Origin of the sequence: Nocardiopsis sp. NPDC007018 (assembly GCF_040635075.1) — a bacterium.
In the GTDB taxonomy this organism is placed as follows: Bacteria; Actinomycetota; Actinomycetes; order Streptosporangiales; family Streptosporangiaceae; genus Nocardiopsis.
The window spans coordinates 42739-58451 of sequence record NZ_JBEYHA010000036.1; the positions used below are offsets into that span (position 1 = coordinate 42739).

A 15713-nucleotide genomic window follows, 5' to 3' on the forward strand; every position below is an offset into this window, starting at 1 on the left:
GGCACGGTCAGCCGTGGAGCTCGAGCCAGCGGGCACGGTGGGCGCGGGCCGCGGCTCCCGCGGCCGTCTCCGCCTGGGCCGGGACCGGCTCGGTCAGCCACGAGCGCAGGGTGCGGTCGGTGAGGGCCAGGAACCGCTTGCCCTCGGGTGTGAGCCGACCCGAGTCGGCCAGGGCCGCCGCGGCGTCCGCGGTGGACCGCCGCCAGTGCGCGAAGTCGGCGTGGGCCCGGGCGGCCGCCTCCCCGTGCACGGTGTACCGGTGCCTGCGCCAGAACCCGGCCACGCCCAGGTGGGCGTAGACCCCCTGGAACAGCCCGGACGCGGGGCGGGGGTCGGGGCGCCAGGGGGCGTAGAAGCGGCTGCCGTCCTCGGGCAGGGTCAGCTCCACCAGGTCGAGGAGGGCGGTGAGCTTGGCGTGCTGCACCTCGTGGGCGAAGGTGAGGGCCAGCAGCGTCGCCCCGGGAGGGGTGGACAACCCCAGGTTCCCGAAGGCGTGCCGGGCGGTGGCGCTGGTGTGGGCGCGCCCTCCCGGCGAGGTGATGGGGGTCAGGGTGACCACGGTCCCGACCGTCTCGGCCGCCACCGTCCAGTGGTGGTCCACCAGGAGCCGCCAGGCGTCGGCGAGGGTGGCGCGCCAGTGGGCGAGCTCGGCCGGGCCGAGCCGCCGGGCCACGAGGTCGGCGCCGGGCATGCGGTCGGGGTCCTGGTCGTCCAGGAGGAGGCTGAGGCGCCGCCCCCGGTGCTCGACGGCCAGCCGCCGCAGGGCGTGCCAGCCGGGAGCGTCTTCGTGGGGGTCCTCGGGGACGAGGATCTCGGGGCCGCGCCCGGCGCGCAACACGGCCCGTCCTCCGGCGGTCTCGAACAGGACCCTCCCCCCGCCCGAAGGCCCGGCCCCGGTTCCCACAAGCGCTCGCCCCAGCGAGGGCAGTGGAGCGGTGGGGCCGTCCGCCGGTACCTCCAGGCGCGCCTCGGCACCACCGCGCAGGGCGGCGGCGGCCGCGACCGCGACCAGTCCGCTCACCCGGGGAGGTTCGGGCCGGTGCCCGGCCAGTGACAGGGCGGTCCGCCGGGCCCACACCCCCACGCCTGGGTGGCGCAACACCGGTCTGACCCGTGCGGGCGCGAGTTCCTGGACCCGTGCGAGGAGGTCGTAGGCGTCTCGCGCGCGGTCGGCGTCGGGATGGCCCGCGCCCCGGGCGGCGTCCACGACCCGGCGCAGCAGCAGGAGGTGCTTGCCGAACTGGGCGGCGCGCAGGTGGGCCGCGGCCGCGTCCCCTCCGCCGCCGCGGGCCAGGGCATCGAACACCGGCTCCGGGACCGGATCGGCCATTCAGGGCCCCTTCCTGATCCGGGCCACGTCCGCGGCCACGGTCTGGTGGATGTGGGTGATCAGGTGGAAGAGGTCGGCGCAGTACACCGAGGGGTTGCGGAACCCCGTGCCCCTCCGGTAGCGGTGCGGGTAGAGGCCCCCGCCGCAGATCCTGGCCAGCGGGCAGGCGGCGCAGGTGGCCCCGAGCGCGCGGGCCCCGATCTGGCGGGCGGCCACCGCGGGCAGGTACAGGGCGTCGTCGAAGGTGTGGGTGAAGGTGTGCAGCGGTGTGCTCGCGGCGCCCTCGAACGCCGACTTGAGGCTGTCGACCTGTTCCACACTGCCGTCGGTCTCCACGACCACGAGGGCGGCCGGGGACAGCCCGACGCTCTCCGTGCGCGAGGGGCTGCCGAGCACGAGCCGGATGATCTCGTTGAACATGCGGACGTTGGTCTCGCGCTCGTCCGAGTGGTACCAGCGGTCGAACACGGACACCAGCCAGGCGCCGTAGCGCGGCTCACCCGCCGACCAGCCGGGGGGCGGCTCGTCCCAGTTGCCGTGCGGCAAGAGGAAGTCGACGCCCGGGGGGTCGTATTCCAGGAGGTGCTCGAAGGTGGCCACCGGGTCCGACTCCAGGTCGACCGTGGTGAGGAGCCCGGCGAGGAGGCGTCCGTCCCGGGCGTTGAGCCGTTCGATACCGGCGCGCACCTCGGCGTGGGTGCCGCGCCCGTTGGCACGTGTGCGGTGGCGGTCGTGGTCGGCCTCGGCGCCGTCGATGCTGACCCCCACACGGATGCCGAGTTCCTCGAACAGGTCGAGGAAGTGGGAGTCGATCAGGACACCGTTGGTCTGCATCCTGATCGCCACGTGGACGTCGGGCTCGCAGGTCTTGCGCAGGGCCTGGACGGTGTACCGCAGGTGGTCGAGGCCGACCAGCAGTGGTTCGCCGCCGTGCAGGACGACGTCCACCCGCTCACGGCCGTGGGCGCGCGCGTGCTCGGCGACGCGCTCGGCGACCCGGTCGACGGTGGGCCTGGCCATGCGGCGGGGCTGGGAGCGCCAGCCCTGGTCGGCCATCTCGTACATGTAGCAGTAGTCGCAGGCGAGATTGCAGCGGCTGTGGATCTTGAGAATGAACTCGCGAAAGGGTGTGGGGCGCCAGCCCTGCCCCAGGAGCTCTTCGACATCCATGTCATCGGGCCATTCAGGGCGTCTTACGGGTTCGGTGCTCCGTGCCACGCGGGCGACCTCCTGGGATGACGGAAAGGGCGAAATCCGGTGGATTATCGCCTTTGTCGTTCTATGTACTCCCCATAGGTATCCACAAACCTCAGGCCCGGACGGCCCTTCCCGTCACGGCCCGGTCCGCACCTCCGACCGGCGCCCGATCGCCCGCGCACGGGCCCCTTTGACCGCCTCCGGCGATTGTTCCCGACACACGAACACCAAACATCACAGCATCCGACGAAATGACCGATTCCGGCCAGCGAAACGGTGATTGGCTCCGCCTCGAAGGAGCACCTCGAAGCCGAACGAGGCCAACGGAAATGACGGCGTCCCCGTTTTCTCCGGGCCCTTTCACCACGTCGGCGGCGCCCGAGACCCAGAACCGGCCCACTGGTCCGCCGTCCTTTCGGGGCCTTTCACGCGACGCGGTCCCGGGGCGTCAGACCTTGAGTACGAGTTCGTAGGCGAGCAGGTCGACACCGGGGACCGGGACCCAGTCGCGTTCGGGCACACGGACGAACCCCTGGGCCTCGTAGAGGTACTGGGCACCGGTCATCACGGTCCGGGTGCACAGCACCAGACGGCTCACCCCCTCCGTGCGCGCACGGTCCACCACGGCGCGCACCAGGGCGGCGCCGACACCGCCGCGCCGGGCCGCGGGGTCCACCGCGAGCGCGCGGACCTCGGCCTCGTCCGGCCCCCGGGCGACCTCGCAGCGCGGCCCCCAGGGGACGTAGACGACCGTGCCGACCACGCGGCCCCGTTCCTCGGCCACCAGGACCAGGTCACCGCTCTCCCAGCCCAGCTCCCGCAGGGTGTGCGCGTAGGAGGGGCTGGCGGACAACAGGCCCTGGTGCTCGTAGGCCCGGACGCGGAGTTCCGCGACGGTCCGTCGTTCGGAGCGCGGCGCGGTGCGGATCAGCATGGGCGTATTCAACCAGGGGTCGCGCTGGCCTTCCACCGGGTGTCGCCCGGTACCCCACGGACGTTCACCCCCTCCTCCTCCCAGCGCGCGAGACTGGGTTGTCCACAGGCCCCCGGCACGCGATCGCGACCTGACCGATGATGGAGGGGCGACCGCGTCACCCCCGGTGGTGCCGACGGCGCCGCCGCCCCGCCCCCGGGAGACCAAGCGAGGACGCCATGACCGTTTCCGTTGCCGTCGCCGACGCCGTCCGCTCCTGCCTCGGCTGGGCCCGCTCGACCGGCCGGGAGCACCTCGTCGACCCGGCCTCGCTCACCCGTCTGCTCACCGTCCACGGCCAGCTCCGTTCCGACCCGGGGGACTGGGACCGCGACGACGTCACCCGGGTCGTCCTCACCCTGTCCGCAGGGGGAGCCCTGCCCGAGGGGTGGCGCGACACCTGGCTCGCCTGGTTCGACCACCTGGTGGACCGCGGTCTTCTGGGCCCCGGGGAGAGCCCCCGTGCCCTGCGGGCCGCGGTGGCCGCCATCGATCCCCTACCCGTCGGGCGGGCGCCCTGGCCCACCGTCGGGGACGACGGCCCGTGGTGGGGGCCGCCCTGGGAGCCGGATGACCTTCCGCGCGTCCACCTCCTGCCCGCCGCGCCCTGCGCCCCGAGGGCGCGGGACTGCGCTGACCTGGAGCGGGCCCTGCGCCTGGCCGAGTGGGCGGGTGACGGACTGCCGCTGGCGGAGGGGGCGGCCGAGGCCCTGCCCGAACCCGCCGCGGACGAGGCCGCGACGCACCTGGGGCTGGCCCGGGAGGAGGTGGAACGGCTGCTGGAGGTGGCCCTGCGCGCCGGGTTCCTGCGCGCGACCTACACCGAGGTGCGCCCGGGTCCGGCGCTGCTGGACTGGGACGACGACACCCGCGTCGTCCGGGCCTGGGTCCGCGCGCTGCCCGCGATGACGGAGCGGCACGGCACGCTCGGGTCCCGGATTCTCGGGGAGCTGTTCACCTCCGGGGGCGTGTGGTCCGTGTCCGACCTGGTGGAGGTCCTGGCCCCGTGGCCCGCCGCGCCCCCGGCGGTCCCGGCGCCCCGGGCAGCGCCCCCGGCCGGGGCGCGGCCGCTCCGCTCCGCCGAGGAACGGGTGACGGCCGTGGTGGCGGACCTGGTCCGGCTGGGCGCGGCCGAGGAGGTCGCCGGCGCGGGGCTGCGCATCACCCCCCTGGGCGACCACGCCATGGTCCACCGGTGGCGGCGCTGGGGCGTGCGCCTTCCCGGGTACCCGCCCACCGGGGCGATGACCGCGCGGGAGCTGCTGTTCCAGCTCTGGGAGGGCCGTCCCGTGGACGCCGGGGTCCTGGGCCGCGCATGGTTGGCCGGACGCGGCGCCACCGGCGTCCGCGAACTGCTGGAAGTGTGCGCGGAGCTCGGTTCGTGGCGCCAGCGTCTGGAGGTCTTCCGGCTCCTCGACGGCCTCGGGGAGGGGTGCGAGCGGGAGTTCGAGGTGTGGCGGGACCACCCGGTGCTCGGCGGGTGGATCGCGCACGCCCGCGCCGAACCGGGCCGGGTCCGGCTGGAACAGCTGGTGGTGGTCCTGCTCGACACCTACGCCCTGCGGGTGGAGCTGGGGGCGCCGCTGCCCGCCGACGCTCCGCTCTGGCGGGACCCCGAGGCGGTGACGGGGCTGATGTGGCGTTCGGGGCATCCGGCGGCCGACGGCGTGCTGACCGCCATCGCCCGCGGTGCCCTGGGGTCGGACGCCGCGCGGGCCGCCCGCCGGGTCCGTCTCGGGCCGGTGGCGGCGGGCACCTGACCCGACACGCGGGAGGCGATCGCCGCCGCGTGGTTCGGGGGAGGCGGGGAGCCCGCCTCCCCCGCCGAGTCCGGCCACCGGTAGCCTCGGGGCGCCGTCACTCCGTCGAAAGGTCACACCATGAGTCGCGACGTGCTGGTCACGGGTGCCGCCCGGGGCATCGGTCGGGCGGTGGCCACCGCCTTCGCCGCGCGGGGAGACCGGGTCGCCGTGCACTACGGATCGCGGCGTGAGGAGGCCGAGGCCACGGTGGCGGCGCTGCCGGGCGAGGGGCACGTGCTGGTCGGTGCCGACCTGGCCGCACCGGAGTCCGTGTCAGTGCTGGTGGACGAGGTGGTCTCGCGTCTGGGTGGAGTGGACGTGCTGGTCAACAACGCGGCGGTCAACGTCGCGCACCCGGTCTCCGAGACCTCGCTCGACGAGTGGCGGCTGGCCTGGCGCACGACCATGGACGTCAACGTGTTCGCCGCGGCCGACCTGTCCTACCTGGTCGCGCGGCACATGATCGGTCGGGGGCGGGGCGGGCACATCGTCAACGTCGGCTCGCGCGGCGCGTTCAAGGGCGAGCCGGACCACCCGGCCTACGGCGCCAGCAAGGCCGCGCTCCACGCGCTCGGCCAGTCCCTGGCGGTGGCCCTGGCCCCGCACGGCATCGCGGTGGCCTCGGTGGCCCCCGGGTTCGTGGAGACCGAGCGGGTGTCCACCCGCCTCACGGACGAGGTGCGCGGTCAGAGCCCGTTCGGACGGGTGGCCTCACCGGAGGAGGTCGCCGCGGCCGTGTGTTACCTGGCCTCACCCGAGGCGGTCTGGTCCTCCGGGACGGTCCTGGACGTCAACGGGGCCTCCCACCTGCGTTGATCTGCGAATCCACCCTGTACGATCCAGGATTCCAGGGTGACGAATCCCGGACAGATCGTTAACGGAAGCCGAAGAGGGGTTTTTCCGCCGAGATTCCCGGCTTCTCCCCCATCCGCAACCCACTTTCGACGGCAGCACGCCCACGATGTCCTCGAAAACGCTCCGCCGCCCCCGTTGCCGCTGTAAAAGTGAGAGAAACTCGGAGCGAGGAGAAGTCAGGGGCACAGATGTCATCCCACCATCCGGAGGCGCCGTCCCACCGCCGCTTCGCGGCCCGTCCGGTGTCCCTCCTCCCCATCGAGGAACTCGCCCACAGAGCCCGCTCCAGCCGCCTCATGCGCGCCACCGTCGACCTCGCCCGCTGGTGCGGTCCGGTCACCCCCGTCGACGTGGACGGCCTGCCGGACCCCTCCGACGTCCGCGCGGCCGTCGCGGCCTTCGGGCTGTGGCCGCGCGCGGTCAGCCACGACCCCGCGCGGCGCGGGGCCTGGACCGACGCGATCACCTCGGTGCCCCAGGCGGAGGACTTCGTGATCGCCTGGCGCAACGCCCAGCACCTGGGCATGGTCGAGTGCGAGACCGGTCAGGCCCGGCCCGCCCCGGACCTGGAGCGCTGGCTCACCTCGCCCGGCCGCGTCCTGCGGTGGTGGACCCTCGCCTTCCACGCGTGCGTCGAGAGGTCCCTGCGCGGCACGGCCGGGCTCGAACCCCACACCGCGCTGGCCCGCCTGTACGAGTCGCCCAACGGTGCGCGGGTGCCGCTGAGACTGGTCACCCAGGAGATCCTGCCCGCCCGCGAGGCCCATTACCTCCCCACCCGCTGCCCCGCCTGGAGCACCGTCCTGCTGACGCGCGCCCTGTGGCAGCTCGCGGACACCGGGGCGGTCTCCCTGGGCTGGCACACCCCTCGTTCCGAGGGTTCCGGGGCGCACGCCCACCGGGCGGCCCCTGCCTGGGTACGCCTGACCGACCTGGGGCGATTCGGTATCCGGCAGATCCTCCTGGCGCAGGAACAGCACGCACCCCTGACCGAGGAGTTCGTCCGCCTGGACGCCGACGAGTTCCTGGACGCCCTGGCCGAGTTCTCCCCGGACGGCCAGCTCGTCGCCCTGACCGCGTGGCTGGACGCGCGCGCCCCGGAACAGGCGCTGCGCGAGATCGTCTCCGTCTGCGCGGGTCCGGGCCGGGCCCTGCGCCGATGGAACGCCACCCTGGCCCTGGGCACCATCAGTTCACGGGTGGAACCCCAGTTGCACGGCCTGCTCCGGAGCGACGACCCCACCGTGGCCAGTCTGGCGTCGGTGGTCCTGCTGGCCTCGCGGATGCTCACGGACCGCGAGCGGGCCCGGCTGACCGCCGAGTACGGCCACTGGACCGCCATCGACATGTTCGCGGCCGCCACCTGCCTGGGAGAAACCGGACTGAAGTCGTTCCTGGTCTCCGAGGCGGCCGAGGGCATCGACCGCTTCCTGCTCGGCGACGTCGCCCGGCTGTGGCGGCGCGAACACCCGGACACGCGCTCGGTCCTGCGGCTCCTGGGCCAACACCACCCGGACCCGTCGATCGCGGCCAGGGCGCGAGCCGCCGCGGCCCACGCACCGTCCGCGCCCCGGTCCTGAGTGCCGGTGTTCCGGGGCGCCCCGAGGGAGCGCCCCGGAAAGCGGCCGCTAGGCCGCCGTGAGTTCCTCACTCCGCTCGGCCGCGCGCTGCTGCTCCTTCAGGCGCCGGCGCCGGAGGACGACCAGACCGAAGAAGAGTGAGACGACCATCGTCGCGGCCATGATGGCGAGGAAGCCCCAGGGGCCGACCAGCGGGCTGACGATGAGCGGGATGGCGGCGGCGGTGACCAGGCCACCGCCGAAGAACGGCTCGAACACCAGCTGCTTGTACCCGAAGGCCGGGTAGGCGGGGGTCTTGACCTCGGGGTCGACCACGCGCATGAGCACCATGCCGGTGGCGGTGACGCCCAGGGACTGGCCGAACTCGCCGATACCGCGCTCGAACCAGTAGTTCGGCATGATCTTCGGCGCGAGGAAGAGGAAGGCGAACAGGCACCAGAGGATGCCCGACACCGACAGGATCGCGAAGGTGGCGAAGTTGTCGGCGATGGCCTGGAGGGACAGCGTCGCCATGGCGGCGATGACCAGCACGTCCAGGGACAACCCCTGGATGCGCTCGATCGACTGCTCGTCGACGATCTCGTTCTTGTCGAACCGGTCGATGAACAGCTGCACGATGATGCCGCCGATCATCGCCAGCGGGAACAGCGGCACGTAGGCCATGATCTCGATGCTGTCGGCCCACACCAGCTGCTCCACCCACTGGAGGGCGGACAGGATGAGCTGGCCGATGAGCACCGCGAGGCCGACCAGGCCGAAGTGCAGGGTCAACGGGTCCATGGAGGAGGGGTGCACCGTCATCATCGAGCCGGCGGTGCGGTTGTCCCGCTCGACCAGACCGGCCTGCTCGCGGTCGGTGCCCCTGTTGCCGGAGCTGATGACGCTGGTCTTGCCGCGCCGCACACCCCAGTTGATCAGGATGATCCCGATGACCACCCCGGAGAGCAGGCCGACCGTGGCCATGCCCAGCGCCAGGTCCTGGCCCTCGGCCCAGCCCACCTGCTCGAAGGTGTCGCCCAGGCCCGCGGCGGTGCCGTGCCCGCCCAGGAAGCCGATCTCGATCAGGGCGCCGGAGATCAGCGGGACCCCGAAGAAGGGCGCCAGAACCAGCAGGGCCAGCAGCAGACCGATCACGTACTGGCCGCTGGCCACGGTGATGCCGAAGGAGAGGTTGGGTCCGGCCAGGTCGACCGCCTCGCGCATCTTCGGCATGCGTTTGCCCAGGAAGAGGCTGGCGAAGACCACCGAGATGAGGAGCCCGGGGAGTGAGGACCAAACGGACATGATGTCGACGCCGAAGAGCCCGCCCTCGGCGGCGCGTTCGGCGAACCGCACCGCGATACCGCGGTCGGCCAGTGCTCCCATGGCCCGACCGAAGAGGTCGGGGCCGAGCAGCAGCGCGATGCCTCCGCCGATGATCGAGCTCGGCAGGTACAGCCTCTGGGTCAGCTTCCAGCGGACCCGGACGAGTTTGGAGACCAGGAGCAGCACCCCCAGGAGGAGAAGTGCCAGTCCTACGGTGTTAGGGGACATGCCTGCCTTTCATGACGCTCCCGTGGCCGTGCAGGGGGTCAGGCCACGCCAACGAACGCGACGAAGCGCGATCAGGGCATGCGGACGCACAGGTGGTGTCGCTGGAGTGGGTGGAACGCGCAGGAAAGGGTCAGATAACGCGAACCCGGGGGAAATCCTACACACAGTCACGACTGCTCTGAGACACCCCTCGATCACGCAGGCAGACATGGAGCTCGGATAACGGTCGCCTCGCCCGCGGACCCCCTGGTCAGTGGAGGGGACCCCAGATCCACGGATCGGCCGCCACTGGCGCGTTCACGGTCCGTCGACCCGTTCGGGCGCGACCGGGCGCCACCCGATACCCGTGGCCTCACACACCGTGCTGGACGGTGGTTCCGGTGAGGATGATCATGTCCGGTCCGTGCCGCGCCGTCAGGTCCGATCGGCTCCGAAGACGTCCCTGGCCACGTCGCGCAACCTCCGGTGGCGCAACTCCGCCGGTCCGGTCACACCGTGACCGTCGTCCCGCTCGGGACCCGCGCCCCGGTCCGGTCCGGCACCGTCCGAGCCCGTGCGCCCCCGCGCCTCGGCGGACCGCCGCGCGCACCCTCCGGCCCCCTCGGTCCCCGCCACGGGGGCACCCGTGCCCCGGGGCGGGGCACCCTCCGCCGCGTGCTCTGGCCCGGTCCCCGGCTCCGCATGATGCTCGGACCGACGCGGGCCGAGGGCGCGGCGGACCGCCGCCACCGTGTCCGCGCTTCCGTGCGGCCAGACCTGCCACCGGCCCCGGCAGCGCCGTGACAGCGCGCGTCCCACCTCGGTGGTCGCGCCGCCGAAGACCGCGCCCAGCAACTCCGCCTCCCGCGACGCCCGCACGACACGCCCCACCGTGTCGGGCTCGGACTCCACCGAAGGCTGGTACCACGTGACGGCCGCGACCAGCCAGCGCGTGCCCGTGTGCGGTTCCCGGCCCTTGGCCCGCTCCTCCAACGACCGCCGTCCCACCACCCCGGTGCTGGTGCCCCAGGGCAGGTCGTTGAGCGCGCAGGCCACCGCCCACCTGGTCCGTGCGCGCCCCGACCTGTCCCGGGGGGCGTCCGCCGTCTCCGGACTCGGCCACCACAGGGAGGCGTCCTCCATACCCGCCCAGGCCTCCGCCAGCGCGGCCAGACGGCGCTCGGCGCCCAGACGCCGCCAGGCCCCGGCCTGTTCGGAGAGCACGACGCGACCCCGGCGGGCGCCGAGGAGGCCGAGGACCGCACCGGCCTCCAACCAGACCCGGGCCAGGTCCTCGTCGCCCTCCACCACCCGGGAGAGGCGCCGCCGCTCACGTGGGGCCAGCAGGCCGTCACCGCGCAGGGCGGGCGGCTGCTCGGCGACCGCGTCCAGCAGTCGGACGTCGGCCCGGGCCAGCGCGGTCAGGGCACGCCGTGCCCCCTCGACCACGTCCGCGCCGCCGCCGGGCATCACGTGTTCCACCGGGACCCCCACCACCGCCTGCGGCCCGGGGTCGAACGGCCAGGGGTGGGTGGAGCGGACCGCCAGCGCCACCTCCCTCGGCATGACGAACCCCGTTCCGGGAGACTCCGCGGGCAGCAGGAGTCCGCGCTCGAACATCCAGTCGAGGTCGGGGTCCCCGGTGCCGTTCGCCGGGAACCGGATCGGCTCCCCGCCGACCCGGGTGAGGAACGCGGGGGCCTCCCTGCCGAGGAAGGCGTGGTCGAGCAGTAGGTGCGCCACGTCGCCGTCGGCCGTGCGGCACAGGTCCCGGACGCGCCCGGTCGTGCCCAGCACGCGCACGATCGCCTCGGTGAGGGCCCCGCGCCCGCCCGTCGGGTCCAGACCGAGGGTGAGGGCGATCCGGCGCACCCCGGCCAGGTCGAGTTCTCCCAGTCCCACGGCGGCCGGGGGCGGAACCCGGGGCAGGCCGAACTGCTCGAACGCGTCGTCGGGCAGGTGGTAGCCGCCACGACCGTCCGGCCAGAGCAGTGCCAGGCCGACGAGGTCGGCGACGGTCTCCTCGGCGCGCACCCGCGCGAGGCCCGGACGGTCCGCGTCCAGGCGTGCCAGCAGCGTCTCGTGGTCCACCGGCGCCGGCAGTCGGGGCCGGGGCTCGCCCGCACCGGCCCTCGTGGCACGGAGGCGCTGCCTGTCCTCCGCCGCGCCCACGGCCGCGTAGAGGACCTGGTGGTGGGCGAGGGTCAGCCGTTCGAAGGCGCCGGGCCGGTAGGCCAGGATCGGCAGCAGGTACAGGAGGGTCTGCGGGGTGGCGCGAGCGTAACGGACCACGCCCTCGGAGAGGGTGGCGAGGAGGTCGGCGATCCGTTCGGCGGACAGAGATCGGACATGCGACTCCAGCGCTGCGCGACGGTCCATCCCACCAGCCTAGGCATCACACGGCCGCACCGCCTCCCCCGCGTCCGGTCTGTGGACGACCACCTCCCGGGTTCGTACCGATCTGCGCGAAACGGCCCCGCCGCACCGCGCCCGGACGGTACAAGAGGGGTCACGAGGACCTGCGGAACACTCCCCCGACCGAAGGTCCGCAGACGACCCCCGAAAGGAAACCGGGAGCGGACATGCCCTCTCATGACCCGTCGAACCCGGAGCACCCACCCCTCGCCGCAAGGCCCGTGTCACTGCTCCCCTCCGACGCCCTCGCCCGCATGGCGCTGGACTCCCCCCTGCTGTGCGACGCCCTCAGCCTGGCCCGCTGGAGCGCCCCGGCCATCCCCGTCACACCGCACGGGGTGCCCGGCATCGACGACGCCCGGACCGCCATCACCCGGTTCGCGCTCTGGCCGCCCGATCTGCCCTGCCTCATCACGGAACGGGCCACCTGGCTGGGCGGACTCCACTCGGTGGCCGAGGTCGCCCACTTCGTGGTCCCCTGGTCCGCCGCGCTGCGCCTAGGCCTGGTGGAGATCGACGACGCCCACGCCCGCCCGGCTCCTGAGCTCGAACGCCGGGCGCGCGATCCCGAGCAGGTCCTGGACTGGTGGTTCCGGGAGTTCGAGCACACCATCGAGCACGCCCGCGGCGACCTCGATCGGACGGAACCGCCCGTGCCCGGCACCACCGGCCCGGACCTGCTCCCCGGGGTTCTGCGCCACCTCTACGAGGCCCCGGACGGCTCCCGCCCCGACCTGGACACCCTGGCGCGCGAGGCCCTGCTCTCCCCGGCACGGCCGGCCCGGGCGGCCGAACGGCTCCTGCACGTTCTGTGGCAGCTCTCCGACACCGGGGCGGTGGCCCTGGACCACCGCCCCTCCGCCGCACAGGGTCCGGGCGGGCACGGTCACTGCACCGTGGAACTCACCGCGCTGGGCCGCTACGGGGTCCGCCGGCTCCTACTGGAGGTCGGCATCCACGCCCCTCTCGTGGACACGCTCGCCGAGGCCGGGGCCGCGCGCTTCCTGGACGCGCTGTCCGTCCTTCCGTTCGAGGAGCGGCTCACCGAGGCCGGCCCCTGGCTGGACCGGCGCGGGCCCGCCGAGGCGCTTCGGCAGATCAGCGAGGTGGTCTCCGGTCCCGGTCTGGCCCTGCGACGATGGGTGGGCACGCAGATCCTCAACACCACCAGTTCCGAGCTCGAACCCGAGCTGCGGTCCCTGCTGCACTCACCGCGCCCGGCCGTGGCCAGCATGGCGGCGGTGGTACTGCTCTCCTCGGGGATGCTCACCCAGCGCGGTATCGACCGGGTGCTGGGCGAGCACGGCCCGTGGGTGGTGATCGACATGATCGCCGCGGCGATGACCCCCGACAACGAGGACCTCACGGAGTTCCTGACGGCGCGGGGGACCCCCGACGTCCAGCGGAGCGTGCTGGAGGCCCCGGACCCGGTCCGCCTGGCCGCGCACCCGGACACCCTGCCCGTCCTGGACGCCCTGGCCCGGCACCATCCCGACCCGGGCACCGCCGCCCGGGCGCGCGAGTTGGCCCGGCGCCTGCGCGAGCGGCGCTGACCGCCGGGCGTCCGCCCCGGGGCGGACGTCAGTCACCGAGGGCGTCGAGATAGACCCAGGCGCCCTCGTGACGGCGGAACCGGCTGTGCTCGCGCAGCTCGTGGTCGCGACCGTGCTCCCGGTAGAGGGCACGGAACTCGACCGTCCCCTCCTTGTGGAAGGGGGTGCCCTCACTGGTGCCGACGACGTCCAGTCGCACCCACTCCGTTTCCGGGTCCAGTTCGACGTCGTCCGGCCGGGTGTCGGGGTGCCAGGAGCGGAGCAGGTAGGCCGCGTCGCCCACGGCGAAGGCGCTGTACCGGGAGCGCATCAGTTCCTCGGCGGTGGCCGCCGTCGCCAGCCCCGCGTGCAGTCGTCCGCAGCACCGGCCGTAGGTCCCGTGCCCGCAGGGGCAGGGCCGGTCGGCGGGCGGGGGCGACGGCGGGTGTGGCTTGCGCTTCGACATGCCTCCATTGTGGCGGTACTCCGGTTCCCGCGCGGCCGGGAGCCGCCGCCCGTCGCGGAGCTTCGGAGAGAGGCCGGGGCGGGAGGCGGGGTGTCGTCCGGTGAGGTGGGGCTGGCCGTGCCGGGAGAGGTTCCGGCACGGGCGGCCCGGTGAGCCTAGGCTCCGGGGCGGTGGGGGTGGCGCGGGTCGTGGGGCGGGAGCGAGCGGGGAGGAGGACCGTCATCGGGTGCCGGTCGCGGACGTGGGATCGGGAGTACTTTTCCTGTGCTCGTTTGCGTGTCCATCCATGGGAGCCGTACCCAGAACACCCGGGTGCATAAAACCCGATATCACCTCTTCCCCTCCTACCCTCCCTTTTCCGATACGGAGGAGGACTGCTCCCGGAAACGGTTCCATGAGGTCAGGACGGGGCGCCCGTGTTCCGTTCCGAGAGTGCTGATCGCCCCGGTGTCGAGTCGGAACAGGGCCCCTGCGGCGGGCGGAAGCCGCAACCTCCTCGCGGTGAGCACCCGCAGGAGGTGGCCGTGGGCCACCAGCACGACGTCGCCGTGTTCGAGGGCGGGAGCGACGGCGTCCAACACCCGGTCCGCTCGCACGCCGACCTGCTCCGGGCCCTCTCCCGGGAACCCCTCGCCGCCGGCCGGCACCCCGTCGGTCCACAGGTTCCAGTCCGGCCGTTCGCGGCGGACCTGGGCGGTGGTGATCCCCTCGTAGGCCCCGTAGTCCCACTCCACCAGGTCGGGATGGGTCGCGGCACCGCTGAGCCCGGCCAGTTCGGCGGTGCGCGCGGCCCGACCCAGGGGGCTGCTGAGCACGAGGGCGAACCGGCGGCCCGCCAGCATCGGGCGTACCGCCCGCGCCTGGCGCTCGCCCTCCTCCGTCAGGGGGAGGTCGGTGCGCCCGGTGTGCCGCCCCGCCCTGCTCCACTCGGTCTGACCGTGCCGTACCAGTACCAGTTCTCCCATTCCGGCCTCCTTCCCGACCCCCGGTCAGCGGATTCCCCCTCGTGGGGAAAACCTCCGTGGCCATCGTCGGAAGAAAAGCCGCGACAGCGACCGAAAACGATCCATCACTGCGAAAGGGGCACCCTTCTCGGACGCCGATAGGATTCGGCTCGACGCACCGGCACGAACGCGGGACACCCCGGGAGGAAAAGAAATGCCCACCGTTGACTGGAATCGCCGGACCTGGGGCGGAACGCACTCCTGGGAACGGAGCGGCGACGAATGGGCGCACATGGCCGCCTACTGCGGCCAGCCCTACGAGGAGTGGAAGGCCGCGTTGGTCGGGGAACTGCTCGTACCGGGCGCGACGCGGGGCACCAGCCTGGAGATCGGCCCCGGGCACGGCCGTTGGACCGAACACCTGTTGGAGCACGCGGACCAGGTGTGGATCGTCGACGTGAACGAGAGCTGTCTGGACCGCTGTCGCGAACGGTTCGACGGCCACCCCGGGCTCCGCGTCCACCACACACCCGGCTCCTCGATGGACCCCGTCCCCGACGCGTCGGTGTCCTTCGTCTGGTCCTTCGACGTCTTCGTCCACCTGGACCCGGACGTGGTCGTCGGATACCTGTCGGAGATCGCCCGTGTGATGGCCCCTGGGGCTACTGCGGTGATCCACCACGCGGGCAAGCCCGACTGGACGCTGCGGCTGGCGCCGGTGCTCCGCAGGGCCGGTCGTCCCGGCAAGATCGTCCAGCGGTGGCTGAGTCAGCGCCGGTGGCGCGACGACGGCAACCGCTCCGACGTCTCGCCCGAGGCCTTCGCCCGCTGGGCGGGTGAGGCGGGGTTGGAGGTCACCGGGCAGGGTTCCTCGTGGGGTCCGGACGGCCGGTTCACGGTGGACAAGTACCGTGACTGCGTCACCCGGCTGCGCAGGCCGGTATAGGGGGCACGAGGAGGCCCCGGTCGCCCGTCGTACGGCGACCGGGGCCTCCTCGTGGAGGGCGGCGCGCTAGATGAGTGATTCCAAGGGGTCAGTGATCGTAAGCGGTCAATGAGCGTAGGACCGGCTGGCCGGTGCGGTCGTTGTGCCAGACCACGGCGGTC

Annotated in this window: 12 protein-coding genes; 5 read left to right on the forward strand and 7 right to left on the reverse strand. The window is 73.4% G+C overall.

The window, feature by feature from the left end; genetic code table 11:
• Window positions 1-7: 7 nt before the first annotated feature.
• The 3 genes from ABZ635_RS18995 to ABZ635_RS19005 form a co-directional block, all read right to left on the reverse strand.
• Window positions 8-1330 carry an HEXXH motif domain-containing protein gene (locus ABZ635_RS18995; protein WP_357766679.1) on the reverse strand — a complete coding sequence of 441 codons (1323 nt, stop codon included), beginning with the start codon at window positions 1328-1330 and terminating at the stop codon, window positions 8-10.
• Complete coding sequence (locus ABZ635_RS19000; protein ID WP_357766681.1) at window positions 1331-2500, reverse strand: FxsB family cyclophane-forming radical SAM/SPASM peptide maturase; 1170 nt, start codon at window positions 2498-2500, stop codon at window positions 1331-1333.
• Window positions 2501-2975: 475 nt separating this feature from the next.
• Complete coding sequence (locus ABZ635_RS19005) at window positions 2976-3461, reverse strand: GNAT family N-acetyltransferase (RefSeq protein ID WP_357766684.1); 486 nt, start codon at window positions 3459-3461, stop codon at window positions 2976-2978.
• Window positions 3462-3679: 218 nt separating this feature from the next.
• Between ABZ635_RS19005 and ABZ635_RS19010 the strand changes: the two genes are divergently transcribed.
• From ABZ635_RS19010 to ABZ635_RS19020, 3 genes are all read left to right on the forward strand, one after another.
• The gene (locus tag ABZ635_RS19010; RefSeq protein ID WP_357766687.1) at window positions 3680-5260 is read left to right on the forward strand and encodes a hypothetical protein; all 1581 of its coding nucleotides are present in this window, start codon (window positions 3680-3682) and stop codon (window positions 5258-5260) included.
• Window positions 5261-5380: 120 nt separating this feature from the next.
• Window positions 5381-6118, forward strand: a complete 738-nt coding sequence (locus ABZ635_RS19015; RefSeq protein WP_357766690.1) for an SDR family oxidoreductase — start codon at window positions 5381-5383, stop codon at window positions 6116-6118.
• A gap of 227 nt (window positions 6119-6345) precedes the next feature.
• Window positions 6346-7737 (forward strand): hypothetical protein, encoded by a 1392-nt coding sequence (locus ABZ635_RS19020; protein ID WP_357766692.1) that lies wholly within the window; start codon window positions 6346-6348, stop codon window positions 7735-7737.
• A gap of 48 nt (window positions 7738-7785) precedes the next feature.
• Here ABZ635_RS19020 and ABZ635_RS19025 read toward each other — a convergent pair whose 3' ends face one another.
• Window positions 7786-9270: a sodium:glutamate symporter gene (locus ABZ635_RS19025; protein WP_357766695.1), complete on the reverse strand. Its 1485-nt coding sequence runs from the start codon at window positions 9268-9270 to the stop codon at window positions 7786-7788.
• A gap of 414 nt (window positions 9271-9684) precedes the next feature.
• Window positions 9685-11628: a hypothetical protein gene (locus ABZ635_RS19030; RefSeq protein ID WP_357766698.1), complete on the reverse strand. Its 1944-nt coding sequence runs from the start codon at window positions 11626-11628 to the stop codon at window positions 9685-9687.
• A 257-nt stretch (window positions 11629-11885) separates the two neighbouring features.
• Here ABZ635_RS19030 and ABZ635_RS19035 point away from each other — a divergent pair, with 257 nt between their 5' ends.
• A complete protein-coding gene (locus tag ABZ635_RS19035; protein ID WP_357766701.1) occupies window positions 11886-13217 on the forward strand; it encodes a hypothetical protein in 1332 nt (443 codons plus the stop codon).
• Between the two features lie 28 nt (window positions 13218-13245).
• Here ABZ635_RS19035 and ABZ635_RS19040 read toward each other — a convergent pair whose 3' ends face one another.
• A complete protein-coding gene (locus tag ABZ635_RS19040; protein WP_357766704.1) occupies window positions 13246-13662 on the reverse strand; it encodes a YchJ family metal-binding protein in 417 nt (138 codons plus the stop codon).
• A gap of 344 nt (window positions 13663-14006) precedes the next feature.
• Window positions 14007-14627, reverse strand: a complete 621-nt coding sequence (locus tag ABZ635_RS19045) for a histidine phosphatase family protein (protein WP_357766706.1) — start codon at window positions 14625-14627, stop codon at window positions 14007-14009.
• 193 nt (window positions 14628-14820) lie between these two features.
• On the opposite strand from ABZ635_RS19045, the gene ABZ635_RS19050 reads away from it, so the two are divergent.
• Window positions 14821-15552, forward strand: coding sequence for a class I SAM-dependent methyltransferase (locus tag ABZ635_RS19050; RefSeq protein WP_357766709.1), 732 nt, complete (start codon window positions 14821-14823; stop codon window positions 15550-15552).
• Window positions 15553-15713 lie beyond the last annotated feature (161 nt).